30 protein-coding genes are annotated in these 22,869 nt (G+C 69.8%); 23 read left to right on the forward strand and 7 right to left on the reverse strand.

The features are described from left to right. The 5 genes from Q8M82_RS16395 to Q8M82_RS16415 form a co-directional block, all read right to left on the reverse strand. Positions 1 to 322: bifunctional hydroxymethylpyrimidine kinase/phosphomethylpyrimidine kinase (locus Q8M82_RS16395; protein WP_305692394.1), on the reverse strand; the 322-nt coding region annotated here is incomplete at its 3' end. Continuing rightward, positions 319 to 600 (reverse strand): helix-turn-helix domain-containing protein, encoded by a 282-nt coding sequence (locus Q8M82_RS16400; protein WP_305692395.1) that lies wholly within the window; start codon positions 598 to 600, stop codon positions 319 to 321. The genes Q8M82_RS16395 and Q8M82_RS16400, both read right to left, overlap by 4 nt. Then, positions 600 to 899: a type II toxin-antitoxin system RelE/ParE family toxin gene (locus tag Q8M82_RS16405; protein WP_305692396.1), complete on the reverse strand. Its 300-nt coding sequence runs from the start codon at positions 897 to 899 to the stop codon at positions 600 to 602. Before Q8M82_RS16405 ends, Q8M82_RS16400 begins: the two co-directional genes overlap by 1 nt. Positions 900 to 944: 45 nt before the next feature. Next, the gene (locus tag Q8M82_RS16410; protein ID WP_305692397.1) at positions 945 to 2,930 is read right to left on the reverse strand and encodes a methylmalonyl-CoA mutase subunit beta; all 1,986 of its coding nucleotides are present in this window, start codon (positions 2,928 to 2,930) and stop codon (positions 945 to 947) included. 177 nt (positions 2,931 to 3,107) lie between these two features. After that, positions 3,108 to 3,494 (reverse strand): DUF2267 domain-containing protein, encoded by a 387-nt coding sequence (locus Q8M82_RS16415; protein WP_305692398.1) that lies wholly within the window; start codon positions 3,492 to 3,494, stop codon positions 3,108 to 3,110. 152 nt (positions 3,495 to 3,646) lie between these two features. Between Q8M82_RS16415 and Q8M82_RS16420 the strand changes: the two genes are divergently transcribed. The 12 genes from Q8M82_RS16420 (at position 3,647) to Q8M82_RS16475 (ending at position 13,269) form a co-directional block, all read left to right on the forward strand. Further along, positions 3,647 to 5,188 carry a helicase HerA-like domain-containing protein gene (locus tag Q8M82_RS16420; RefSeq protein WP_305692399.1) on the forward strand — a complete coding sequence of 514 codons (1,542 nt, stop codon included), beginning with the start codon at positions 3,647 to 3,649 and terminating at the stop codon, positions 5,186 to 5,188. A 277-nt stretch (positions 5,189 to 5,465) separates the two neighbouring features. Continuing rightward, positions 5,466 to 6,857, forward strand: a complete 1,392-nt coding sequence (locus tag Q8M82_RS16425; protein ID WP_305692400.1) for a dipeptidase — start codon at positions 5,466 to 5,468, stop codon at positions 6,855 to 6,857. Between the two features lies 1 nt (position 6,858). Further along, positions 6,859 to 7,440, forward strand: a complete 582-nt coding sequence (locus tag Q8M82_RS16430) for an LOG family protein (protein ID WP_305692401.1) — start codon at positions 6,859 to 6,861, stop codon at positions 7,438 to 7,440. 118 nt (positions 7,441 to 7,558) lie between these two features. Next, entirely contained in the window at positions 7,559 to 7,759 is a 201-nt protein-coding gene (locus tag Q8M82_RS16435) for a hypothetical protein (RefSeq protein ID WP_305692402.1), read from the forward strand. Next, entirely contained in the window at positions 7,759 to 7,998 is a 240-nt protein-coding gene (locus tag Q8M82_RS16440; protein WP_305692403.1) for a hypothetical protein, read from the forward strand. The genes Q8M82_RS16435 and Q8M82_RS16440 overlap by 1 nt, the downstream gene beginning before the upstream one ends. Positions 7,999 to 8,130: 132 nt before the next feature. Continuing rightward, entirely contained in the window at positions 8,131 to 8,514 is a 384-nt protein-coding gene (locus tag Q8M82_RS16445; protein ID WP_305692404.1) for a hypothetical protein, read from the forward strand. After that, positions 8,462 to 9,772, forward strand: a complete 1,311-nt coding sequence (locus Q8M82_RS16450; RefSeq protein WP_305692405.1) for a DNA-packaging protein — start codon at positions 8,462 to 8,464, stop codon at positions 9,770 to 9,772. Before Q8M82_RS16445 ends, Q8M82_RS16450 begins: the two co-directional genes overlap by 53 nt. Positions 9,773 to 9,906: 134 nt before the next feature. Beyond that, positions 9,907 to 11,091, forward strand: coding sequence for a phage portal protein (locus tag Q8M82_RS16455; RefSeq protein WP_305692406.1), 1,185 nt, complete (start codon positions 9,907 to 9,909; stop codon positions 11,089 to 11,091). After that, complete coding sequence (locus tag Q8M82_RS16460; protein WP_069054486.1) at positions 11,088 to 11,288, forward strand: hypothetical protein; 201 nt, start codon at positions 11,088 to 11,090, stop codon at positions 11,286 to 11,288. Before Q8M82_RS16455 ends, Q8M82_RS16460 begins: the two co-directional genes overlap by 4 nt. Beyond that, positions 11,285 to 11,467, forward strand: coding sequence for a hypothetical protein (locus Q8M82_RS16465; RefSeq protein WP_305692407.1), 183 nt, complete (start codon positions 11,285 to 11,287; stop codon positions 11,465 to 11,467). Before Q8M82_RS16460 ends, Q8M82_RS16465 begins: the two co-directional genes overlap by 4 nt. Further along, entirely contained in the window at positions 11,464 to 12,000 is a 537-nt protein-coding gene (locus Q8M82_RS16470) for an HK97 family phage prohead protease (protein WP_305692408.1), read from the forward strand. Before Q8M82_RS16465 ends, Q8M82_RS16470 begins: the two co-directional genes overlap by 4 nt. 24 nt (positions 12,001 to 12,024) lie before the next feature. Continuing rightward, on the forward strand, positions 12,025 to 13,269 hold the full coding sequence (locus Q8M82_RS16475) for a phage major capsid protein (protein ID WP_305692409.1): 1,245 nt from the start codon (positions 12,025 to 12,027) through the stop codon (positions 13,267 to 13,269). Between the two features lie 34 nt (positions 13,270 to 13,303). Here Q8M82_RS16475 and Q8M82_RS16480 read toward each other — a convergent pair whose 3' ends face one another. Both Q8M82_RS16480 and Q8M82_RS16485 read right to left on the reverse strand, forming a co-directional pair. After that, positions 13,304 to 14,146 carry a S1 family peptidase gene (locus Q8M82_RS16480; RefSeq protein WP_305692410.1) on the reverse strand — a complete coding sequence of 281 codons (843 nt, stop codon included), beginning with the start codon at positions 14,144 to 14,146 and terminating at the stop codon, positions 13,304 to 13,306. Positions 14,147 to 14,212: 66 nt separating this feature from the next. Beyond that, positions 14,213 to 14,992, reverse strand: a complete 780-nt coding sequence (locus Q8M82_RS16485) for a S1 family peptidase (protein ID WP_305692411.1) — start codon at positions 14,990 to 14,992, stop codon at positions 14,213 to 14,215. A 73-nt stretch (positions 14,993 to 15,065) separates the two neighbouring features. On the opposite strand from Q8M82_RS16485, the gene Q8M82_RS16490 reads away from it, so the two are divergent. The 11 genes from Q8M82_RS16490 to Q8M82_RS16540 form a co-directional block, all read left to right on the forward strand. Continuing rightward, positions 15,066 to 15,635, forward strand: coding sequence for a head-tail connector protein (locus Q8M82_RS16490; protein ID WP_305692412.1), 570 nt, complete (start codon positions 15,066 to 15,068; stop codon positions 15,633 to 15,635). Between the two features lie 3 nt (positions 15,636 to 15,638). Next, positions 15,639 to 15,983: a phage head closure protein gene (locus tag Q8M82_RS16495; protein WP_305692413.1), complete on the forward strand. Its 345-nt coding sequence runs from the start codon at positions 15,639 to 15,641 to the stop codon at positions 15,981 to 15,983. After that, positions 15,980 to 16,390, forward strand: coding sequence for a DUF3168 domain-containing protein (locus Q8M82_RS16500; protein WP_305692414.1), 411 nt, complete (start codon positions 15,980 to 15,982; stop codon positions 16,388 to 16,390). The genes Q8M82_RS16495 and Q8M82_RS16500 overlap by 4 nt, the downstream gene beginning before the upstream one ends. 32 nt (positions 16,391 to 16,422) lie before the next feature. Beyond that, positions 16,423 to 16,833, forward strand: coding sequence for a phage major tail protein, TP901-1 family (locus Q8M82_RS16505; protein WP_305692415.1), 411 nt, complete (start codon positions 16,423 to 16,425; stop codon positions 16,831 to 16,833). A 10-nt stretch (positions 16,834 to 16,843) separates the two neighbouring features. Then, positions 16,844 to 17,224 (forward strand): gene transfer agent family protein, encoded by a 381-nt coding sequence (locus Q8M82_RS16510; protein ID WP_305692416.1) that lies wholly within the window; start codon positions 16,844 to 16,846, stop codon positions 17,222 to 17,224. Next, positions 17,221 to 17,472, forward strand: coding sequence for a phage tail assembly chaperone (locus Q8M82_RS16515; RefSeq protein ID WP_305692422.1), 252 nt, complete (start codon positions 17,221 to 17,223; stop codon positions 17,470 to 17,472). Before Q8M82_RS16510 ends, Q8M82_RS16515 begins: the two co-directional genes overlap by 4 nt. After that, positions 17,462 to 18,052 carry a phage tail tape measure protein gene (locus Q8M82_RS16520; protein WP_305692417.1) on the forward strand — a complete coding sequence of 197 codons (591 nt, stop codon included), beginning with the start codon at positions 17,462 to 17,464 and terminating at the stop codon, positions 18,050 to 18,052. The genes Q8M82_RS16515 and Q8M82_RS16520 overlap by 11 nt, the downstream gene beginning before the upstream one ends. A gap of 12 nt (positions 18,053 to 18,064) precedes the next feature. Further along, entirely contained in the window at positions 18,065 to 18,703 is a 639-nt protein-coding gene (locus Q8M82_RS16525; RefSeq protein WP_305692418.1) for a DUF2460 domain-containing protein, read from the forward strand. A 20-nt stretch (positions 18,704 to 18,723) separates the two neighbouring features. Beyond that, positions 18,724 to 19,605 (forward strand): DUF2163 domain-containing protein, encoded by an 882-nt coding sequence (locus Q8M82_RS16530; RefSeq protein WP_305692419.1) that lies wholly within the window; start codon positions 18,724 to 18,726, stop codon positions 19,603 to 19,605. After that, entirely contained in the window at positions 19,602 to 20,045 is a 444-nt protein-coding gene (locus Q8M82_RS16535) for an NlpC/P60 family protein (RefSeq protein WP_305692420.1), read from the forward strand. Before Q8M82_RS16530 ends, Q8M82_RS16535 begins: the two co-directional genes overlap by 4 nt. Next, positions 20,045 to 22,869, forward strand: a 2,825-nt coding sequence (locus Q8M82_RS16540; protein WP_305692421.1) for a baseplate multidomain protein megatron, incomplete at its 3' end; no start/stop codon positions are given. The genes Q8M82_RS16535 and Q8M82_RS16540, both read left to right, overlap by 1 nt.

Below are 22,869 nucleotides of genomic sequence, written 5' to 3' on the forward strand. Positions count from 1 at the left end.
GGTCGAGCACGATATTGCGCGCCTTGTGGCGTTTCAGCCCCTCCGCCACGGTCTCGATCAGCTCTGCCGTCGCCAGCATGCCGATCTTGACCGCCGCGACGTCGAGATCCTCGAAGACGGCGTCGATCTGCTGCGCGACGAAAGCCGCCGGCACGGCATGAATCGCGCTGACGCCCTTCGTGTTCTGCGCCGTCAGCGCGACGAGGACGCTTGCGCCATAGACCTGATGGGCCGCAAAGGTCTTGAGATCGGCCTGGATGCCGGCGCCGCCGCTGGAATCCGAGCCGGCGATGGTCAGGGCGATGGGGGGGCGTGTGCTCACTCGGCGGCTTCCAATGTGATCCGGAGCTTGGTGCCGGTCGCTTTGGCGTAACGCTCCAGCGTCCGGGTTGAGGGTTTGCTGCGACCGCTTTCGAGCCGGGCGATGACCGATTGCGTCGTGCCCATGCGCTGAGCCAGCTCTTCCTGCGTCAGCCCGGCGCGGCTGCGCGCGCGCGCCAGCGAGGTCAGCAAGGCAAATTCCTCCTCCAGCGCGTCATATTCGCGCTTGAAGTCGGGGTCCTTCATCTGTTCGAGACCCCATTCGCGAACGCTCTTCATCAAACCTCCTTGGCGCGCAGGCGCGCTATCCGAAGTTCCTTGGGCGGCGTTTTCTCGGTTTTCTTGACGAAAACCCGGATAATCACCACCCGCTTGCCCGTTGCCGTGACATAGATCGCCCGGGCAATGCCATCCCGCCCCGTCAGCCGTAGTTCCCAGAGCTTGTCGCCCAATGGTTTGATCCATCCGGCGGGCAGGGCATGCAAACCTTCATCTTCGATGACATCGGCGTAGCGAAACAATCGGGCCCTGATGTCGTCGGGCAAAGCCTCGGCCTCGCTTTGGACGACCGCGTTCAAGAATTCGAAACTCCAGCCAGACCGCGTCGCCATAGCAAAAATGCGCTAATTCGACAAGGTCGGCAGCGCAATCGCGAGAGCCTCTGTCAAGACCGCCACCGCATCGCAGCCGGCATAGATAAACGACCTCACCCCCGCTTCGTTCATCGCAGCCGCCAACTCGCCGGGCCTGCCTGCGAGCCAGACGGTCGCGCCGGCGGCCGTCAGGGCCTGCGCGGCCGCGACGCCCTCGGCCGCATAGGCGGCATCCGACCCACACAAGCAGGCGAGACGCGCGCCCGAGGCCGTGAAGGCGGCCGCGAGCGCGGCGAGATCGGTGCCGCCTCCCTGCGCGAAGCCGTCGCCGACCGCGGCGGCGAGACCGCCTGCCTCAAACAGGTTGCGCGCGAAGCCGGCGCGCGCCGTGAACTCGGCGACCGGTCCGAGCGTCGCCAGGAAGACGACTGGCCGATCCGCGGCCGCATCGGCCTGGTCGCGCAGCGCCTCGAAGGGTTCGGCCAGCCGGTGCGACGGCAAGGATTGCGCCCGCAAGCCGTCCAGCGGCGCGATCAAGCCCTCCTGGCGTTCGGCGCCTGACGCAAGCCGACCGATCAGGGTCTCGGGATCGGGCGCGGCCCCCGACCTGTCCGCCGATTTGGTGAGCCTGACCGGGGCGACATCCAGCACGGCGACCGCGGCCTCCTTCAGGTTCGGGAATTCGCTTGTGCCGGTAATCGGCTCGCGCCGCGTCGCGATCGCCCGGGCGCGCGCGTCGCGCTGACGCTCCAGCACAGTCTGGACCGTGCCGGCGGTCAGCGCGGCGAGGATGCCCGGCCGGCCGTCCTTCGCCTCCCGTTCGACCGCCTGCATCTGCGCCCAGCCCTGCTCGCAGAGCGCCTGCGTCAGCGTCTCGAAGCCGCCGGAGCCCGCGGCGGGGTCGGCGACGCGCCAGAGGTTGGCCTCCTCCAGCAGCACGAGCTGGGTGTTGCGGGCGATGCGACGGGCGAAGCCGTCGGCGAGGCCGAGCGCTGCGGTGAAGGGCTGAACCGTCACCCCATCCGCGCCGCCGATGCCCGCCGAGAAGGTCGCGACGGTCCCGCGCAGCAGATTGACCCAGGGGTCCCGCCGCGTCAGCGAGCGCCAGGCCGTCTCGGCATGCAGGATCATTGGAGCGGGCGTCAGACCGCAGGCGCCCTGGATGCGGGCCCAGAGCAGGCGGGCCGCCCGCAGCTTGGCGATGGTCTGGAACTCGTCGGTGTCCGCCACCAGCGTGAAGGAGATCGCGTCGCGCGCCTCCTCGAGCGAAAAACCCTCGGCTTCCAGCGCGCGCAGATAGGCGATGGCGGTCGCCAGGCCGTAGCCCAACTCCTGCGCCTCGCTGGCCCCGGCCTCATGCCAGGGCCGGGTGTCGACGGTCACGAAGGGGCCCTTGAAGCCGCGCGCCTTCAGCGCCCGGATGGTCGTGGCGAGCCGGCGCCCGATCTCGGACCAGGAGGCCGCGAGCCCGCCCGTGCCAGCGAAGACGCCGATCGGGTCCATGCCGAAATCGATCGACAGCGCCTCGGGCGACAACCCGCGCCTGTTGACCAGCGCCGCCAGCAGCAGCGCGTTGACGCGGCCCTCCGGGGCCGGATCGAGCCGCAACTGGATCAGATCGAGCATCGCATTGTCGAGAGCCGCGTCGAGCGCGGCGACATCCTCGGCGACGAGCCCGTAACCGCGCGCGGCGCGCGCTCCGGCGAAGGCGATCGTCAGCGCGTTCGCACCGCCCTCGAGATCGGCCAGCGCAAGCTTCTGTGCCTCGGCCGGGTCGGGATGGTCGAGCCGGGTCGCGACCTGCCAGCGGCCGGCTTCGCCGCGCAAAGGCCGGGCCGACGGGGAGGCCGCCGCATATAGCGGCTCGATCCGGATGCCGTCTGCCGTGTGGCCGACCAGTCGCTTCTCGAAATCGCCGCCCTTGAGCACCTTGTCGACCGCCGCGCGCCAGGCTTCCTGCGTCGGAGCGGGAAACGCGCTCATGAAGGACAGGTCGGGGTCGGGAGCCGAAGTCATGCGAAGCTGTCCTCGTCATCGCCGCCGCGCGGCTGCGCGGTAGTGATTGCCATGCAGGGCGCCGCGCCGCCATTCCTACTTCGTCGCAACACGGCTGCGCAAACCTGCGTCGGGCCGGGCGCAAACGACAACGCCGCCTCGCGGCGGCGTTGTGAGGTTCACATTACGGCGGGGGGCTCAGACGAACTGGCCGAGCCCCGGAATGGCGCCGACGATCGCGCCCATCGTGTCCTCGCCCGCCTTTTCGCGGCCGACGGCGAACATTTCCTTGGACACGGACTGGATCTGGCCCATCGACAAGCCGGCGCCCATCAACTGGCCGCCGAGCGCCATCACGCCGCCGCTGCCGCCCATCATGCCGCCGACCATGCCCATCAGGCCGCCCTTGGCGCCGCCCTCGGCCGCCGCGAGCTCCGCCGCACCGGGCAGGGCCGCCATCAGCTCGCCGATCTCGGCAGGCGGGCCTTCCTTCTGCAGAAAAGCGAGGATGATGCCGACCGCCTTGCGGGCGAGCTCTTCGTTGAGGCCCGAGGCCGCGATCACGCGGGAGATCAGTTCATCCATGGTATCGATCCTGTCGTTGGGTGTGGCGCGAGATAGTTCACATATCAACGTTTCGATCAAGTCGGCAGCGCAGCCTGCGATCGCACTTCCGCCCGCAGGCGCGTTTCGCTACACCCTTGCCCTGACGTTTCGATAACGCAACAGGCAGGGCCATGGCTGAAGACGGCGCGATTCTGATCGGCAAGAGCTGGAAGCCGGAGACCCTCCTGCTCAAGCTCGCCAACCGCCACGGGCTCGTCACCGGCGCCACCGGCACCGGCAAGACGGTGACGCTGCAGGTGCTGGCCGAGGGCTTCGCCCGCGAGGGCGTTCCCGTTTTCGCCGCAGACATCAAGGGCGACCTCTCGGGCATCGCCGCGCCCGGCGATTCCAAGCCGCCCTTCGTCAAGCGCGCCGAGGAGATCGGCGTGAAATACGAACCCGACCAGTTCACCACGGTGTTCTGGGACGTCTTCGGCGAGCAGGGTCATCCCGTCCGCGCCACGATCTCGGAAATGGGGCCGCTGCTGCTCGCCCGCCTGCTCGACCTCAACGAGACGCAGGAGGGCGTGCTCAACATCGCCTTCCGCATCGCCGATGAGCAGAAGCTGCTGCTGCTCGACCTCAAGGATCTGCGCGCGATCTTGGCCTTCATCGCTGAGAACGCCAAGGAACTGACGACCAAATACGGCAACGTCACCTCGCAGACAGTCGGCACCATCCAGCGCGCGCTGATGGTGCTGGAAAACCAGAAGGGCGACCTGTTCTTCGGCGAACCGGCGCTGGAAATCTCCGACCTGATGCGGACGGACCGCTACGGCCGCGGCATCGTCAACATTATGGCCGCCGACAAGCTGATGGCCAATCCGCGGCTCTACGCGACCTTCCTGCTCTGGCTGCTCTCGGAGCTGTTCGAGCAGCTGCCCGAGGTCGGCGATCTCGACAAGCCCAAGCTCGTCTTCTTCTTCGACGAGGCGCATCTGCTCTTCAACGGCGCGCCCAAAGCGCTGCTGACCGCGGTCGAGCAGGTCGTGCGGCTGATCCGCTCCAAGGGCGTCGGCGTCTATTTCGTCACGCAGAACCCGCTCGATATCCCCGAGACCGTGCTGGCCCAGCTCGGCAACCGCGTCCAGCACGCGCTGCGTGCCTTCACCCCGCGCGACCAGAAGGCGGTCAAGGCGGCCGCCGAAACCTTCCGCCAGAACCCCAAGATCAACACCGCCGAGGCGATCATGCATCTGGCGGTCGGCGAGGCGCTGATCTCGACGCTCGAGGGCAAGGGCTCGCCGACTGTCGTCGAGCGCGCGCTGATCGCCCCGCCCATGGCGCAGGTCGGGCCCTGCTCGGCGCAGATTCGCCAGCAGGCGCTGAGCGAGTCGGGGTTCAAGGGCAAGTACGACACCATGGTCGACCGCGAGTCGGCCTATGAGGAGCTGATGAAGCGCAAGGAGCTGGCGCCGGAGGACGGTCCCGTCGAGGCCTCGACGACGGGTGGCGGCGGCATCCTCGACACGATCGGCGGCTGGCTCGGCGGCGGTGCGCCGCAGCAGCGCCCCAAGACCGGCCCCGGCAGCCGCGGCGGCGCCTTGCCGCAGAGCATGGCCGAGAAGGTCCTGACCTCGGCCGCGCGCTCCGCCGCCACCACGATCGGCCGCCAGGTCGGCACCGCGATCCTGCGCGGAGTGCTTGGCAGCATGATGGGCGGGAAGCGGTAGCAAGCGCGCCTGGCGCGGTCTCAGACCTCATCCTGAGGAGCCGCGAGGCGGCGTCTCGAAGGATGATCCAGAGATCACGGGAGCCTCCTGAAGCATCCTTCGAGACGCCATTTCTGACGAAATGGCTCCTCAGGATGAGGGCTGTGGTCCCGACCGCGATTGCTGGGGCAGGTACTCCATGCACGTTCAGGTGCTGACGCCGCCCCCGCGCCTTGCCATGATGGCGTCACCTGAATCGGCTCAGCCTCTCCGCCCGAGCCCAGCCTTGCCGAGTGCCATGACACAGCTTCCCGCCATCCTCGCCCGCCTCGATGCCGATCTCGACGCCTCGCTGACCCGCCTGTCCTCCTGGCTCGAAATTCCCTCGATCTCGACCGATTCGGCTTACACCGCCGACAGCCGCCGCGCGGCGGAATGGCTGGCGAAGGATCTGGAATCGCTCGGATTCACCGCCGGGCTGCGCGAGACGCCCGGCCACCCGATCGTGCTCGCCCACCGGCCGAAGCCCGGCGCGCCGCATGTGCTGTTCTACGGCCATTACGACGTCCAGCCGGTCGATCCGCTGGAGCTCTGGGAGACCAAGCCCTTCGATCCGGTGGTGAAGGAGATCGAGCCCGGTCGCAAGGTCATCGTCGCGCGCGGGGCCTGCGACGACAAGGGCCAGGTCATGACCTTCGTCGAGGCGCTGCGGGCGACGCTCAGTGAGACAGGCGACCTGCCGATCGGCGTCACAATCATGGTCGAGGGCGAGGAGGAATCGGGCTCGGTCAACCTGCCGGCCTTCGTCCGCGACAACGCCGCCGAGCTGAAGGCCGACTTTGCGCTCGTCTGCGACACCGGCATGTGGGACCGGCAGACCCCGGCCATCACCGCCTCCCTGCGCGGCCTGGTCTATCAGGAGGTGACGATCACCTGCGCCGACCGCGACCTGCATTCCGGCCTCTTCGGCGGTGCAGCGGCCAACCCCGTCCATGTGCTGGCGAAGATCGTTGCTGCCCTGCATGACGAGGACGGGCGCATCACCCTGCCGGGCTTCTATGACGGCGTCGAGGAGCCGACGAACCAGCAGAAGGCCGATTGGGCCGATCTCAACCTCACCGAGGACGAGTTCCTCGGCCAGATCGGGCTGAAGCACTCGATCGGCGAGAAGGGGCGCATGCTGATCGAGCAGATCCAGTCCCGCCCGACCTGCGACGTCAACGGCTTCTGGGGCGGCTATACCGGGGAGGGCACCAAGACGGTGATTGCCGGCAAGGCCTCGGCCAAGGTCTCCTTCCGCCTCGTCGGCAAGCAGGACCCGGCCAAGATCGCCGCCGCCTTCCAGGCCTTCGTGCGCGAGCGGCTGCCGGCCGATGTGAAGGCGGAGTTCGTCGCCCATGGCGCCTCGCCGGCGATCGCCGTACCGGTCGAGTCGCAGGCGCTGCGGCAGGCGCAAAACGCGCTGACGGAAGAGTGGGGCCGCAAGGCCGTCACCATCGGCTCGGGCGGATCGATCCCCGTCGTCGGCGATTTCAAGCGCCTGCTCGGCATCGACACGCTGCTCGTCGGCTTCGGGCTCGACGACGACCGCGTGCATTCGCCCAACGAGAAATACGACCTTTCCTCCTTCCACAAGGGCCAGCGCTCCTGGGCACGCATCCTGCAGGCGCTGGCGACGAAGGGGGCCTGAGATGAAATCCGTCTGCGTGTTCTGCGGGTCCAACCCCGGCAATGACCCCGTCTATGCCGAAGGCGCCCGCGCCATGGGCGCCGAGATCGCAAGGCGCGGCATGGTGCTGGTCTATGGCGGCGGCGCGGTCGGGCTGATGGGCATCGTCGCCGATGCGGCGCTCGCCGCCGGCGGCGAGGTCCATGGCGTCATCCCCCGCGCGCTGCGCGAGAAGGAGGTCGGCCATCACCACCTGACCCGGCTCGAGATCGTCGAGACCATGCATATCCGCAAAGCCCGCATGGCCGAGCTGTCGGAAGGCTTCATCGCGATGCCCGGCGGCATCGGCACCTTCGAGGAGCTGTTCGAGATCTGGACCTGGGCCCAGCTCGGCATCCACGACAAGCCGCTGGCCTTCCTCAATGTCGCCGGCTTCTACGACCCGCTGGCGACCTTCCTCGACAACACGGTTGAGGCCGGCTTCCTCAAGCAGACCCACCGCGCCATGACGATCACCGACACTGAGCCGGCGACGCTGCTCGACCGGATGGAGCAATATGTGCCGGCGGCGACGTATAAATGGGTGGAGAAGGAGGAGGTGTGATCGTCAACTGATCTTGCTCCAAACGACGGAGCACCCATATCTCCGGCTGTGACAAGCGCATTTGCCTGCGGATGCAATGGCGCGCATATTAGCCGAACCTCAATGGCGGACACTTTCGATGGATATCCGCGTCGAACATCGCGTCGTCGGCACACAGCATGTGTTCACGTCCCCGGACCTTCCGGGGCTCTACGTTGCTCATGCAGACAAGACCGTTGCCGAGCGCAGTGTGCCCGAGGCCGTCGCGATGCTGCGCGCAATGGCGGCGCGGCGTGCTGAAAAGCGGCAGGTCGACAAGCTCATCGCCCGCCGAGCCTAGTGCCTTTCTATCGCGAGGCTGATGTCTTCGCGTTTCTGGAACAGCATGGCTGCGAGTTCGAGGGCGACCGCTACCCTCACGGCTCGGGCTGGTTCGCGCCCGACGATATGCCATTCACGCTGCCGGATGCGGAGAATGGCTGGCTCGACGCTGACGTCGTCGATCTCATTCTCTCGGATCGCTGGATCTGGACAGGCCCACCGCGGATTAAGCGCTACACGACCCCGAGCGAAGAATAGGAAATTAGTCCTTGACAGCGTCACGCTGATCCGCTAGACATCAGGAACGCTCACGAAGTGTGACCAGACGCCAAGCCGCCGCGCTCACCCGCCGGCGGCTTTCGCATGTTCGGCCCTTGCGAGGTTCTAACCATGTCCGATCCCGAGGAAGACGCGCCGGCTTTGCCGGTCGCGAAGGGCAAGCGCTTGTCCGTGGCCCGCAAGGTCGTGGTGACACGGCTTTGGCGCGCGGCGCAGCGCCAGCTCGACGCGCATGAGGCGCGGCTCGACGAATTGCCGAAGGGGGCTGCGGCGAGCGAATCCGAGGCCAAGGCGCTCGCTGTGCTGGCCCGCACCGTGCGCGAACTGGTGGCGCTCGATGGGGCATCGCCCGGCCGGGAGGACAAATCCAACGATGATCTCTCGCCTGCCGCCGGATTGCGCCACGTCGCCGAGCTCCGAAAGGAGCTTGCACGACGTCTTGATGCGCTTGCCGATCGAGAGCTGGGCCAGGCTGATCCCCCAGCTCGTTCCTGATCTGGACGCTGACAGTGTGGTGGCCCTCAGTGAGTGCTGGACCCTGTTCGGCCGGGTCGATCAAAAGCTCGGTGAGCCGCCGCACAAGCCCGTCTGGCTCGTCCTGGGCGGTCGCGGCGCGGGCAAGACCCGCACCGGCGCCGAATGGGTCAAGGGCATGGCATTGGGGCAGGAGCCTTATGCGCTGGCGGCGACGGAACGGATCGCGCTGGTCGGCGAGACGCAAGGCCAGGTCCGCGACGTCATGATCGAGGGCGTCTCCGGGCTGCTGTCGATCCACACACGCTGGGAGCGGCCGAGCTGGTTTCCCTCGCGGCGGCGGCTCGAATGGCCCAATGGCGCCATCGCCCAGGTGTTTTCGGCGGAAGATCCGGAAGGGCTGCGCGGCCCGCAATTCGGCGCGGCCTGGTCCGACGAACTGGCGAAATGGCCGAACCTTCAGGAGACCTGGGACATGCTGCAATTCGGGCTTCGCCTGGGCGACAGGCCGCGCCAGATCGTCACCACGACGCCGCGCCCCGTGCCGCTGATCAAGCGGCTGCTGGCCGATCCGCAAGTGGCCGTCAGCCGCGCGGCGACGAGCGCCAACCGCTTCAACCTCGCAGCCGACTTCATCCGCAGCGTGACGCAGAGCTACGGCGGCACGCGGCTCGGCCGGCAGGAACTCGACGGCGAACTGATCGAGGAAAGCGCCGATGCGCTCTGGACGCGGGCGATGATCGAGGCCTGCCGCGAGCGGAACGCGCCGGCTTTGGCGCGGATCGTGGTCGCGGTCGATCCGCCGGCCTCGTCCTCGGCCCGCGCCGATTCCTGCGGGCTGGTGGTCGCCGGCCTCGACAGCGACGGCCTCGGCCATGTGCTGGAGGATGGCACCGTGTCGGGCGCCCGCCCGCATGAATGGGCGGCCAAGGCGGCCGCGCTCTACCGGCGTTTCGAGGCCGATGCGCTCGTCGTCGAAGTCAACCAGGGCGGCGAGATGGCGACCGCGGTCATCCGCGAGGTCGATCCGGGCGTGCCGGTGAGTGCGGTTCGGGCGACGCGCGGCAAATATCTGAGGGCCGAGCCGGTGGCGGCGCTCTATGCGCAGGGGCGGGTGCGCCATGCCGGTGCCTTTCCCGCGCTGGAAGACGAGATGTGTGATTTCGGCCCCGGCGGTCTCTCGTCCGGCCGCTCCCCCGACCGGCTCGACGCGCTCGTCTGGGCGCTGACCCATCTGATGCTCGGCCCCAAGGGCCGGCCGCGGGTGAGGGGGATTTAGGCCCGTCATTCTCGGGCGTAGCGCAGCGAAGACCCGAGAATCTCGGGACGAGAAGACACTGGTTTCCGAGATGGTCGGGTCAAGCCCGACCATGACGACTCGCCGAACGCGGCGCACTCATAAGCGAGACCTCCATGCTCAATTTCCTTCGCAACCTGCGCGGCCTCGCCGCGCCGGAACGCAAGCGTTCGCGCGTCGGGCCGCTGATCGCTCTGCACGAGGCTGGCCGCCCGGTCTGGACACCGCGCGATTATGCGGCGCTCGCCCGCGAGGGCTATGAGCGCAACCCGGTCGTGCATCGCTGCGTCCGGCTGATCGCCGAGGCCGCGGCGCAGACGCCGCTGGTCGCCAAGGTCGGCGATCGGGAAATGCCCGAGCATCCGGCGTTGGCGCTGATCGACAAGCCCAATCCCCGCCAGGGCGGCATCGCCTTCCGCGAGATGTTGTTCGGGCATCTGCTGGTCGCCGGCAACGCCTATGTCGAGGCGGCCGGCACGGGCCGCGAGCCGCGAGAACTCTACGCGCTGCGGCCAGACCGGATGAAGGTCGTGCCCGGCCGCGATGGCTGGCCGGAGGCTTATGATTACAGCGTCGGCGGCGACACCGTCCGCTTCCGGCAGGATGAGGGGGTCGTCCCGCCGATCCTGCATCTGACGCTGTTTCACCCGGTCGACGACCATTACGGCCTCTCGCCGATCGAGGCCGCCGCCTGCTCGCTCGACATCCACAACGCCGCCAGCGCCTGGCACAAGGGCCTGCTCGACAATGCGGCGCGGCCCTCCGGCGCGCTGGTCTATGATGGCCCGGACGGGGCGAGCCTCACCGATGCGCAGTTCGAGCGGCTGAAGGCCGAGCTGGAGGAGAGCTTCCAGGGCGCGCGCAATGCCGGCCGCCCGCTCCTGCTCGAAGGCGGGCTCGACTGGAAGCCGCTCTCGCTGACGCCGGCGGAACTGGATTTCGTCGCGGCCAAGGGCGTCGCTGCGCGCGAGATCGCGCTCGCCTTCGGCGTGCCGCCGCTGCTGCTCGGCCTGCCCGGCGACAACACCCATGCCAATTTCGCCGAGGCCAACCGCGCCTTCTGGCGCCAGACCGCGATCCCGCTGGTGCGGCGCACGGCGCAATCGCTGGCACAGTGGCTCGGCCCGGCCTTCGGCGGTGAGCTGACGCTGGAACCCGATCTCGACGCGATCGAGGCGCTCGCCGAGGAGCGGGAATCGCTCTGGCGCCGGCTGGGTGCGGCGACCTTCCTCAGCGAGGACGAGAAGCGCGAGGCGGTCGGCTACGGCCGGGCGCCCCGAACGGGGGAGGCCAGCCCATGAACCTGCTCGACCAGATCGTCACCGCCTTCGTCGGGCGCGCCGATGTCGGCCATCTCGGGCTGCTGCTCTGGGCTGCGACGGCCTCGGCCGCCGCCTGGTTCGTGATGCGCGAACTCTCAGCCGCCAACCGGCGCTTCGACGACTTCGTGCGCGAACTCAACCGCTTCAACGCCCGTCACGAGGGGGACCAGCCATGACGCGTTCCGCAGACCAGAAGCCCGCCCCGCCGAAAGCCTCCGGCCCCGGCCGCAGCCCGCCGCGGCAGCCGGCGCGCGGGCCGGCCAACACGGAAGCCTTCGGCCGCTTCCTGCGCAATCTGGCGCGTCTCGAAGGCGGGGCTGGGCGGGCGGGCAAGGCCGGGGAGCGGGCGCGATGAGAGGGCTCGCTCCCACCGGCCCCTTCGACCGCGAATCCAAGTTCCTGCCGCTGTCGCCCGCGCGCATCGGCCTCGACGGGCTGTTCGAGGGCTATGCCAGCCTTTTCGGCATCGCCGATCTCGGCAAGGACATCGTCGAGCGCGGCGCCTTTCGCGAGAGCCTGGCGCGGCGCGGGCCCGCCGGCGTCAAACTGCTCTGGCAGCATGATCCCGCCGAGCCGATCGGCCGCTGGCTCGCGCTGACCGAGGATTCGCGGGGGCTTTTCGTGAGAGGCCAGCTCTCGCTCGCCGTCGCCCGCGCCCGCGAGATCCACGCCCTGATGCGCGAAGGCGCGGTCGACGGGCTCTCGATCGGCTTCCGTTCGGAGCGCGCCCGCACCGAGCCGCGCAGCGGCCTGCGCCGGCTGGAGCGGATCGACCTCTGGGAGATCTCGATCGTGACCTTCCCGATGCTGCCGCAGGCGCGGATTTCCGCCGTCAAGGCGCTGCGAGCTGCGCAGCCGTCCTCCCATGCCGCCTTCGCTCACGCCTGAACCCATTTTCCCGAAGGAGAGACCATGACCACTGTCAACCACGCTCCCGAGAGCAAGGCCGCCGGCGCCGATCTGTCGCTGGCCTTCGACGATCTGCGCTACACGCTGGAAAGCTACCGCGTCAGCAATGACGAGCGTCTCGCCCAGATCGAGAGCCGCCACGGCGTCGATCCGCTGACCGAGGAGAAGATGGCGCGGATCGACAGCGCGCTCGACGAGGCGACGCGCCGTCTCGATCGCCTGACGCTGGACCGCAGCCGCCCGGCGCTCGGCCGCGACGAACTGCGCGACCCGTTGGTCGGCGAGCACAAGGCGGCCTTCGCGGCCTATGTCCGCAGCGGCGAGGCGAGCGGCCTCAAGCGGCTGGAGGCCAAGGCACTGTCGGCCGGCTCCGGTCCGGACGGCGGCTATCTCGCCCCCTCCAGCGTCGAGGGCGAGATCCTGCGGCGACTTTCGAGCGCCTCGCCCATCCGCGCCCTGGCGACGGTGCGGACGATCTCGTCCGGCACCTACAAGAAGGCCTTCTCGACCACGGGCCCGGCCTCGGGCTGGGTCGGCGAGACGGCGGCGCGGCCGCAGACCGGCTCGCCCACCCTGGCGGAGCTGAGCTTCCCGGCGATGGAGCTCTACGCCATGCCGGCGGCGACGCAGACCCTGCTCGACGACGCCATCGTCAACATCGACCAGTGGATCGCCGAAGAGGTCGAGAGTGCGTTTGCCGAGCAGGAGGGCGCGGCCTTCGTCAGCGGCGACGGCATCGACAAGCCCAAGGGCTTCCTAGCCTATCCCATGGTCGCGGAGACGAGCTGGAGCTGGGGCAGCATCGGCGTGCTCAACACCGGCGTCGCCGGCGCCTTCGCCACGGCCAACCCCTCCGACATCCTGGTCGACCTCGTCTATGCGCTGAAGGCCGGCTACCGCCAGAACGCGTCCTTCGTGATGAACCGCAAGACGCAGGCGCAGGTGCGGAAGTTCAAGGATTCGACCGGCCAGTATCTCTGGCAGCCGCCGGCCTCGATCGGCGCGCCCGCGACGCTGATGGGCTTCCCGCTGGTCGAGGCGGAGACCATGCCCGACATGGCCAACAACGCGATCGCGCTCGCCTTCGGCGACTTCCGCCGGGGCTATCTCGTCGTCGATCGCGCGGGCGTGCGCATCCTGCGCGATCCCTACTCCGCCAAGCCCTATGTCCTGTTCTACACGACCAAGCGGGTCGGCGGGGGCGTGCAGGACTTCGCGGCGATCAAGGGCCTGCGGTTCGCCGTCTGATGCGGGTGCCCTCGCCCGCGGGGGACATCAGGCCTCAGCGGGCGAACCACCAGCTGTAGCTCGCCGCTGGCTGGGTCCGCTCGACCACGCGCGGATTGGGACCGAGCGCCAGCAGCCGCGCGGCCGATTCGGTGATCCAGACACGGTGCTCGCTGATCGGCGTGATCGCGGTGAAGCCGCCGCAGATGCGCCGCTCGCGCGTATTGAGCGGGCCGCTCGACCAGCTCACGATCCCCACGAGATCGCGCGAGCGGATGTCCCCGCGCAGAACCGGCCCGCCGGAATCGCCGCGGCAGGCACCGGCCCCCGGGGTTTCGCCCTTGGCCTCGGCATCGACCGCGACCTTGACGGTGTTCTGCGTCGTGTAATTGCCGGCATTGACCAGCCGCGTTTCGCGCAGGCGGCGCGCGGTGTTCTTGTTGGTCTCGATCGAGAGACCGAAGCCGGCCATGGTCACGGTCTCGCCCTGCCAGAGACTGCCGCCCAGGGTGACGGGCTGGATGTCGGCGGGGAGGGGGCCCGCCAGCCGGAGCATGGCGAGGTCGGCACCGGGCTGCGTGCGCGGGGTCGTCCCCGGCACGAAACTCGGGTGCGGCAGGACTGCGACGACGGCATGCCGGCGGGCACGGAACCGGGTGTCCAGGCTGACGACGCTGACGGAGCCACCCCCCATCAGGCAATGCGCCGCGGTCAGCACCAGTTCCGGTGCGATCGCGGCTCCAGAGCAGAGCTCGCCGCGGCTGGTCTCGACGCGGAGCGTGGAAGCGCGGGCACCGCGCACATCCTGCGACGGCACGCCGCCCACCACCGCCAGCGCCGGTGTGGTGCCGACGGCGAGGGCGCAGGCCAGGACGAAGAGAAAGCGGCGCGGTGTCATGATGCGAACCGGTTACGATCAGGCTCTCAATCTAGGTGCTGCGGCGCCGCAGTCCAGCCTTTTGCCTCACGAACCCGGCGACCAGTTGGCACGCTCGCCCCAGCCGGCCAGCGTTCCATCGATCCAGCGTCGTTGCGGTGCGACGAGCACGCCCTGGCTGAGGAGACCGCAACTTTTCCCGGAGGGCCCGGTCGACCAACTCGTGACCGCGACGACGCTGTCTCCGTCCCGCCCCATCATCGGCCCGCCGGAATCGCCCTGGCAGGCGCCCGGGCCGGCTGTCTTGCCGGCACCGACGGGGTCGGCCGCCCAGAGCAGCAGCTTGCCGGGTCCATAGGGCTCGACCACGGCGAGAGCAGCCGAGCGATAGACGCCGGTGCTGCGGGCCTCGCCCTCGCGCGAGACGCCATAACCGGCCAGCACGACCGGCGCGCCTGTGCGCGGCGGCGTGCCGTCGCGCAGATCGGCCGGCCTGAACCGGCCGGGCAGGGGCTGGGCCAGGCGCAGCAAGGCGAGGTCGATCGAGCGCTGCCGCGTCGCAACCGCGTTGGCGCGGAAGTCCGGATGCATCGCGACGGCGGCAGGCGGCAGCAGAACCGGCTCGCCGCCTTCCTTCCAGTGGATGCGCAGCTCCGTGCCGCCCGCTGCGCAATGGGCGGCGGTGAGAACGGTCCGCGGCGACAGCACGATGCCGGTGCACACGCCGCCCCGCGCGTTCAGGACCATCAGCGTCGAGCTGCCGAGCGGTCCGCCGTCCCGGCCACCGACCACCGCACCGGCCGGGGGCACGGCCAGTGCCAGACCGCAGACGACGCTGCCCAGGCTGATCAAACGTCCGATGCGCATCGCGCTCCTCCGGTGACGGAAGGCGCTCGATAGCGCGTCGCTCCCCGCAATTGAACCCTCGATCGGAGCGCCCATGACGCCGCTTGCCCTGACTCCGCCGGCCGAGGAGCCGGTCTCGCTGGCCGAGGCGCGCGCCTTCCTGCGTCTCGAGGAGACGGCGGAGGACGAACTGCTGACCACTCTGATTACGGCCGCTCGGCTGATGGTGGAAGCCGCGTCGGGGCGCCTGCTCGTCGATCAGAGCTGGCGCATCGTGATCGATCGCTGGCCGCAGGGCGGTGTGCTGCGGCTGCCGCTCGCCCCCGTCGGAGCGATCACGGCCGCGCGGGTCTATGATGCGCTCGGCATCGCCCAGCCGGTCCAGCCCTCGGCGCTGCGTCTCGACACCAGCGCCGATCCGCCGCTCCTGCAGGTGGTCGGGGAGGTGCCGGAAATCGGCAGGGCCCAGGGCGCGATCGAGATCGACGTCATGGCCGGTTTCGGCGCGACCGCGGCCGCGGTTCCTGCCCTGCTGCGACAGGCGGTGCTGCGCCTGGCCGCGCGCTGGTTCGAACATCGCGGCGACGTCGTCGGGCGTGATGCCGAGGCCCTGCCGCCCGAGATCCTGGCGCTGGTCGCGCCGTTCCGCCGCGCGAGGCTCTGAGCCATGGCGCCGTCCAACCAGGATCGCGCCCCCGTCGGGGCGCTGCGTCGGCGGCTCCTGCTGGAGGCCGCGGTGCCAACGCCCGACGGGCTCGGCGGGACGACGCAGGCCTACGAGACCGTCGCCGCCGTCTGGGCCCAGCTCGAATGGCTCAGCGGCGGTGAGCACTGGCGCCGCGGCCGGCCCGAACAGGCCGCGACGCACCGCGTCACCCTGCGCTGGCGCGCCGGGGTCGATGCCGGCCAGCGCCTGCGCGATGGCGACCGTCTCTTCGACATCCGTGCCGTGACCGACCCCGATGGCGGCCGGCGCCGGCTGGTCTGTCTGGTGCAGGAGATCGGACCGTGAGCGACTCGATTTTGGCCCTTCGCGCCGCGATCCAGTCGCAGCTCGAAGCCGATCCTGGCCTGACCGCCTTGATCGGCCCCGCCCGCATCCATGACGAGGCGCCGCGGGGCGCAAGCGGCGTTTATGTCGTCCATGGCGAGGTCGAGGCACGCGACTGGTCGACCGGCAGCGACAGCGGCTGCGAACAGGAGTTCGGCCTCACCGTCTGGGCCGGCGAGAGCGGGTCGTCGCGGCTGGCGCTGGAAGCCGCCGCGCGCATCGTCGCTCTGCTCGACGGGGCCGGTCTCACGCTGGCGGGCCACCGGCTGGTCAATCTGCGCTGGCGCTCGAACCGCCTGGCCCGCGACGCCGCGACCGGCCTGGCATCCGTCGCGATCCGTTTCCGCGCGGTGACGGAAACGCTCTGATTTCAAACACATCGTGATGAGGGAGAGGCCGGATGTCGGCACAGAAGGGCAAGGACCTGCTGCTCAAGGCGGCGGATGCGGGCGGGGCGTTCGTCACCGTCGCCGGGCTGAGGGCGCGCCAGATCGCCTTCAATGTGGAGACCGTGGACGTCACGCATTCCGAATCAGCCGGTCGCTGGCGCGAATTGCTGGCGGGGGCCGGCATGCGCCGCGCCGCCATCAGCGGCGCCGGCATCTTCAAGGACGAGGCGTCGGACGCGCTGGTTCGCCAGATCTTCTTCGATGGCGTGATCCGCGACTGGCAGGTGACCGTGCCCGATTTCGGGACCGTGACCGGCCCGTTCCAGCTGTCGAGCCTGGAATATCGCGGCGACCATGCCGGCGAGGTCACCTTCGACCTGTCGCTGGAATCGGCCGGCCAGCTCGCCTTCACGGCACTGTGAGGAGGGGGCGATGATCAACCGGCACCGGGGCGACATTGCCCTGATGGTCGAGGGCGAGCCGCGGCCGATGCGGCTGACGCTGGGCGCGCTCGCCGAACTCGAACACGCCTTCAGCGTCGACAGCCTGCCGGCGCTGGGCGAACGCTTCGCCTCTGGCCGGCTCTCGGCCCGCGACGTGGCGCGCATTCTCGGTGCCGGGTTGCGCGGGGCCGGCGCCACGATCGACGATCGCCAGGTCGCCGAGCTCGGCTTCGATGGCGGCCTCAACGGTGCCATCAGGGCCGCCATCGCCCTGCTCGACACGACCTTCGCCGATCCCGCCGCCGAGCCCATCGCCGGCTGTGGCGCGCAGGAGACCCCGCCGCGCCCTCCCTCGCCGCCGTCGGCCTGAAGCCGGCGGCGGCCCCCTTTCCCTGGGACGAAATCATGGCGTTCGGGCTCGGGCGGCTGGGCTGGCCGCCTGCCGTCTTCTGGGCCGCCAGCCCGCGCGAGGTCGCCGCGGCGCTGCGGGCTCAGAACCCAGGCAGAACCGGGCAGGCGCCCGGCCGCAGTGTGATCGAGGCCCTGATGGCGGCCCATCCCGACGGCCCGGTCGGGCCTGCTTCAAACCTTCCCTGCGAGGTGCCCCATGCTCGATGACGAGATCGACCTGTCCTCCCGGGTTTCCGACCTGCGCGCGCTCGGGTCGCTGACGCAGAGCCTCGACAAATCCGCCGCGAGCTTCGGCAGATCGATCACCAACGCCTTCGCCAAGGGCATCGTCGAGGGCAAGCGCTTCGAGGATGTGCTGCGCAGCGTCGGTCGCTCGATCACCGAAACGCTGCTGAAATCGGCGCTGAAGCCGCTCCAGTCCAGCCTCTCCAACCTACTGGGAACGGGGCTCAAGGGGCTGACCGGCCTGTTCGGCGGCGTCGGCCTGGGAGGAGGGGGCGCCGCTCCGGTCGCGCCCTTCGCCGATGGTGGGGTGATCGCCTCGCCCGCCTATTTCCCGCTCGGGCGGGGGCTCGGGCTGATGGGCGAGCGCGGGGCCGAAGCGATCCTGCCGCTGTCGCGTGGCGCCGACGGCAAGCTCGGCGTCCGCTCCTCGGCCGAGACGCGCCGTCCGCTCAACGTCGTCGTCCAGGTCTCGACGCCGGATGCCGACAGCTTCCGGCGCTCGGAGGCGCAGGTGTCGGCCGCGATCGCGCGGGCCGTCGCGCGCGGCAGCCGCGCGCTCTGAAATGGGGGAACCATGAGCGACTTCCACGAGATCCGCTTCCCGACCGACATCGCCCGCGGCGCGCGGGGCGGGCCCGAGCGCCTGACGCAGATCGTCACGCTGGCGTCGGGCCGTGAGGTTCGCAACGGACGCTGGGCCCATTCCCGCCGGCGCTACGATGCCGGCCTCGGCATCCGCACCCTCGATGCGCTGGCGGCGGTCGTCGCCTTCTTCGAGGAGCGCCGCGGCCGGCTCTACGGCTTCCGCTGGCGCGATGGCCTCGACTGGAAGAGCTGCCCGCCCTCGCAAAGCCCTGCGGCGACCGACCAGGCGATCGGCACCGGCGATGGCCTTACGGCGAGCTTCCAGCTCTGCAAGCATTACGGCACGGGCCTGGCGACCTATCGCCGGCCGATCCGCAAACCGGTTCCCGGCGAGGTCATGGTCGCGATCGACGGGTCAGCCGTCGACCCCGCCCAGGTGACCTGCGACGCGACGAGCGGTCTGGTGACCTTCGCCGCCGGCCATGCGCCGGGGCCTGGCACTGTGGTCACGGCGGGCTTCCTGTTCGACGTGCCGGTGCGCTTCGACGTCGACGCCATCGAGATCGACCTCTCGGCCTTCGAGGCCGGCGAGATCCCGCGGATACCGGTCGTCGAGATCCTGTCCTGAAGCCCTGCAGGAGCTTTCCAATGCGCGCGATCCCCGAGGCCCTGGCCGAGCACATGGCCCAAGGCGCGACGACACTCTGTCGCTGCTGGAGCCTGACCCGGCGCGACGGCCTCGTCCTCGGTTTCACCGACCATGACGGCCCCCTTGTCTTCGAAGGCGTGACCTTCGCTGCGGCGACGGGCCTCGAGGCGGCGGAGACGAGCGCGGAGCTCGGCTTCGCGGTCGGCGGCGGCGACGTCTCGGGCGCGCTCGCGGCGAGCGGAGTGAACGAGGGCGATCTCGCTCGCGGACTCTATGATGATGCCCGGGTGACGCTCTGGCTGGTCAACTGGGCCGATCCGACCCAGCGCCTTCGTCTCGACACCGGCTTTGTGGGAGAGGTTCGCCGCAGCGACGGCGCCTTTACGGCCGAGGTGCGGGGGCTGGCCAAGGCCTTCGACGAGGAGCGGGGACGGCTCTATCTGCGTTCATGCTCGGCCGACCTCGGCGATGCCCGCTGCGGCGTGTCGCTGGTCCCCGCCGAGGCCGCCGTGACGATGACGGACGGCCGGTTGAGCCTGACGGCGGCGGCGCTGGCCGCCTTCGCCGACGGATACCTCACCGGCGGGCGCCTGGTTTTCACCGGCGGCAACGCCGTTGGTTTCACCACCGAGGTGAAGCGCCACGCCGCGAGCGGAACGGACGCCTCGCTGGAACTTTGGCAGGCGTCGCCGGCGGAAATCCGGGCGGGCGATCCCTTCTCCGTCACCCCCGGCTGCGACAAGAGCTTCACCACCTGCCGGGCCAGGTTCGGCAACGGGGTCAATTTCCGTGGCTTTCCCCATATTCCCGGCAACGATTTCATCATCGGCGGCGTCCGACCCGGCGATGGCGCCCTCGACGGCGGAAGCCTGTTCCGATGAAGGCGCCCCTGCTTCGTGACGACATCGTCGAGGCGGCAAGAGGCTGGATCGGCACGCCCTATCACCATCAGGCCTCCCTGCGCGGCGTCGGCTGCGACTGCCTCGGGCTCGTGCGCGGCGTCTGGCGCGATCTCCATGGCAGCGAGCCGGAGCAGCCGCCCCCCTACACGCCCGGCTGGGCGGAAAGTCTCGGGACGGAAACGCTGGCGGCCGCAGCGCTGCGCCACCTCGTTCATGTCGAAGCGGGGGAAGCGCGAGCGGGCGACGTGCTGCTGTTTCGCTGGCGGGCGCATCTGCCGGCGAAGCACTGCGCCATCCTGAGCGCGGCCGACCGCATCATCCACGCCCATGACGGCGCAGTCGTCGCCGAGGTCGCCTTCACGCCGTGGTGGCGGCGGCATCTCAGCCACGCCTTTTCATTTCCGGGAGTGACGGACTGATGGCGACTCTCCTTCTTCAGGTCGCGGGCAGTGCGCTCGGCAGCGCGGTCGGTGGTCCGATCGGCGCCGTACTCGGCCAGGCCCTGGGCGGCATCGCCGGGGCGCGCATCGACCAGTCCCTGCTCGGCGGGTCCGCATCGACGCGCCGCGTCGAGGGGCCGCGCCTGACCGAGGTCAGCGGCCTGGCCTCGACCGAGGGCGCCGCGATCCCGCGCATCTATGGCCGGGCCCGTATCGGCGGGCAGCTGATTTGGGCGACCCGCTTCGAGGAGGAGATCAAGGTCACGGTGACCCGGACCAAGACCGGCGGCAAGGGCAGCCCGCGCGCGAAGACGGTCGAGACGACCTACACCTACCATGCCAATCTCGCGATCGGCCTGTGCGAGGGGCGGATCGCCTTCGTGCGCCGCATCTGGGCCGATGGGCGGGAACTCGACGTCACCACGGTCGCGATGCGCGTTCATTTGGGCGACGAGGCCCAGGAGCCGGACCCGCTGATCGCGGCCAAGGAGGCCGGGGAGACGCCGGCCTATCGCGGGCTCGCCTATGTCGTGTTCGAGCGTTTCCCGCTCGCCGACTACGGCAACCGCGTCCCGCAATTCTCCTTCGAGGTCGTGCGGGCCATCGAAGGCCTCGCCCAGATGGTCCGGGCGGTGACGCTGATCCCCGGCGCGGGCGAGTTCGTCTACGAGACGCGGGCCGTCAGCCACGAGCCCGAGCCGGGCGTCACCGAAAGCCTGACCCGCCACCAGCTCTACGGCGGCGCCGATGTCGACACCGCGCTGGACCATCTGACCGCGCTCTGCCCGGCCCTCCGGCGGATCGCGCTGGTCGTGACCTGGTTCGGTGACGATCTGCGGGCGGGCGCCTGTACGATCGCGCCGCGCGTCGAGATCGCCCACAAGCCGACTCTCGGCGCCGAATGGGCGGTGGCGGGCCTCGATCGTGCGACGGCCCGCGTGGTGAGCCAAGCCGAGGGGCGGCCGGCCTTCGGCGGAACTCCCTCGGACGAGAGCGTGATCCGCCTCATCCGCCGCCTGCGCGACGACTACGGCCTCGACGTCGTGCTCTACCCCTTCGTGATGATGGACATTCCGGCGGGCAATGCCCTGCCCGACCCCGTATCGGGCCTGCCCGGCCAGCCGCGCTATCCCTGGCGCGGCCGCATCACCTGTACGCCTGCGCGAGGGGCGCCCGGAAGCGCGGATGGCACTGCCGAGGCCGAGGCGCAGATGGCGGCGTTCCTGGGCAGCATCACCGCCTCGGATGTCGTTGCCGAGAGTGAGCGGGTCGTCTGCGCCGCTCCGGACGAGTGGAGCTACCGGCGTTTCGTGCTGCACTATGCCATGTTGGCGCAGATCGCCGGCGGCGTCGAAGGTTTCGTGCTGGGCTCGGAAATGCCGGGCCTGACCCATGTCCGGGGTACGGGTGGCTACCCGATGGTCGCTGGCCTCGTCGACCTCGCCGGGCAGGTGGCGACGATTCTGCCGGCTGCCACGCTGACCTATGCGGCCGACTGGACCGAATATGGCGCCGACGTCCGCGATGGCGGCAGCGATGTCGCCTTCCCGCTCGACCCGCTCTGGGCCTCGCACACCATCGGCGCGATCGGCATTGACTTCTACCCGCCGCTCTCGGACTGGCGCGACGGCGCCGGCCATGCCGACAGCGCCGTCGCGGCGGGACCGGCCGATCTCGGCTATCTGCGGTCACGCCTCACCGGCGGCGAGGCCTATGACTGGTACTATGCCGATGAGGCCGGTCGTGCCGCTCAGGAGCGCCTGCCGATCACGGACGGGAGCCACGGCAAGCCCTGGATCTTCCGTCCGAAGGATCTCGTCGGCTGGTGGAGCAATCCGCATGTCGAGCGGGTGGGCGGCGTCGAAACCTCTCTCACGGCCTTCGTGCCCGGTGCCAAGCCGATCTGGCTGACCGAGATCGGCATTCCCGCTGTCGACAAGGGAGCGAATGCGCCCAACGTCTTCCCGGATGCGAAATCCGCCGAGAGCGGCACTCCCTATTTCTCGAGTGGCGTGCGCGACGACCTGGTCCAGGCGCGCGGGCTTGAGGCGGTGATCTCTGGTTTCGATCCGGCGCGCGAGGGTTTCGAGGCCGGGCGCAACCCGGTCCATCCGGGGACCGGCATCCGGATGATCGACCCGGCCAACATTTTTGTCTGGAGCTATGACGCCAGGCCGTTTCCCGCTTTTCCCGATCTCGGAGGGATCTGGGCCGATGGGGCCGCCCACGACACAGGTCACTGGCTCAACGGCCGCATCGAGGGCACGCCCGTCGACCGGCTTTTGCGTCGCATCCTCGCCGATTTCGGCCTGCCCGCCGCCGACGCGATCGCCGTCGACGGCTTCCTCGACGGCTATGTGCTGGAGCGGCCGCTCTCGGCCCGCCAGGCGCTGGAGCCGCTCGGCCAGACGTTCGGATTCGACGCGACGATGAGCGCGGGCAAGCTCGTCTTCCGCAGGCGCTCCGGCCTGATCGCGCGCCGGATCGGGAGCGACGATCTCGTCCTCGATCGCGACGGCCGCCCCTTCGCGCTGCGTCGGGCCGAGGAGAGCGAACTGCCGCTCGAACTGCGCCTCGGCTTCACCGACAGCGAAACCGACTACCGCGGCGCGGCCGCACGCTCGCGCCGGCTGGCCGGCGCTGCGCGCCGCGAGGTCGGCATGGACACCGCGATCGTGACCCGCTCGGCCGAAGGTCAACGCCTGGCCGATCAGCGCCTGCAGGAGATCTGGGCCGGCCGCGAAACGCTCGATGTCGAATTGTCGCCGCGCTGCCTCGACCTCGAGCCCGGCGACGTGGTGGC

The organism is Allobosea sp., from assembly GCF_030694325.1.
In the GTDB taxonomy this organism is placed as follows: domain Bacteria; phylum Pseudomonadota; class Alphaproteobacteria; order Rhizobiales; family Beijerinckiaceae; genus Allobosea.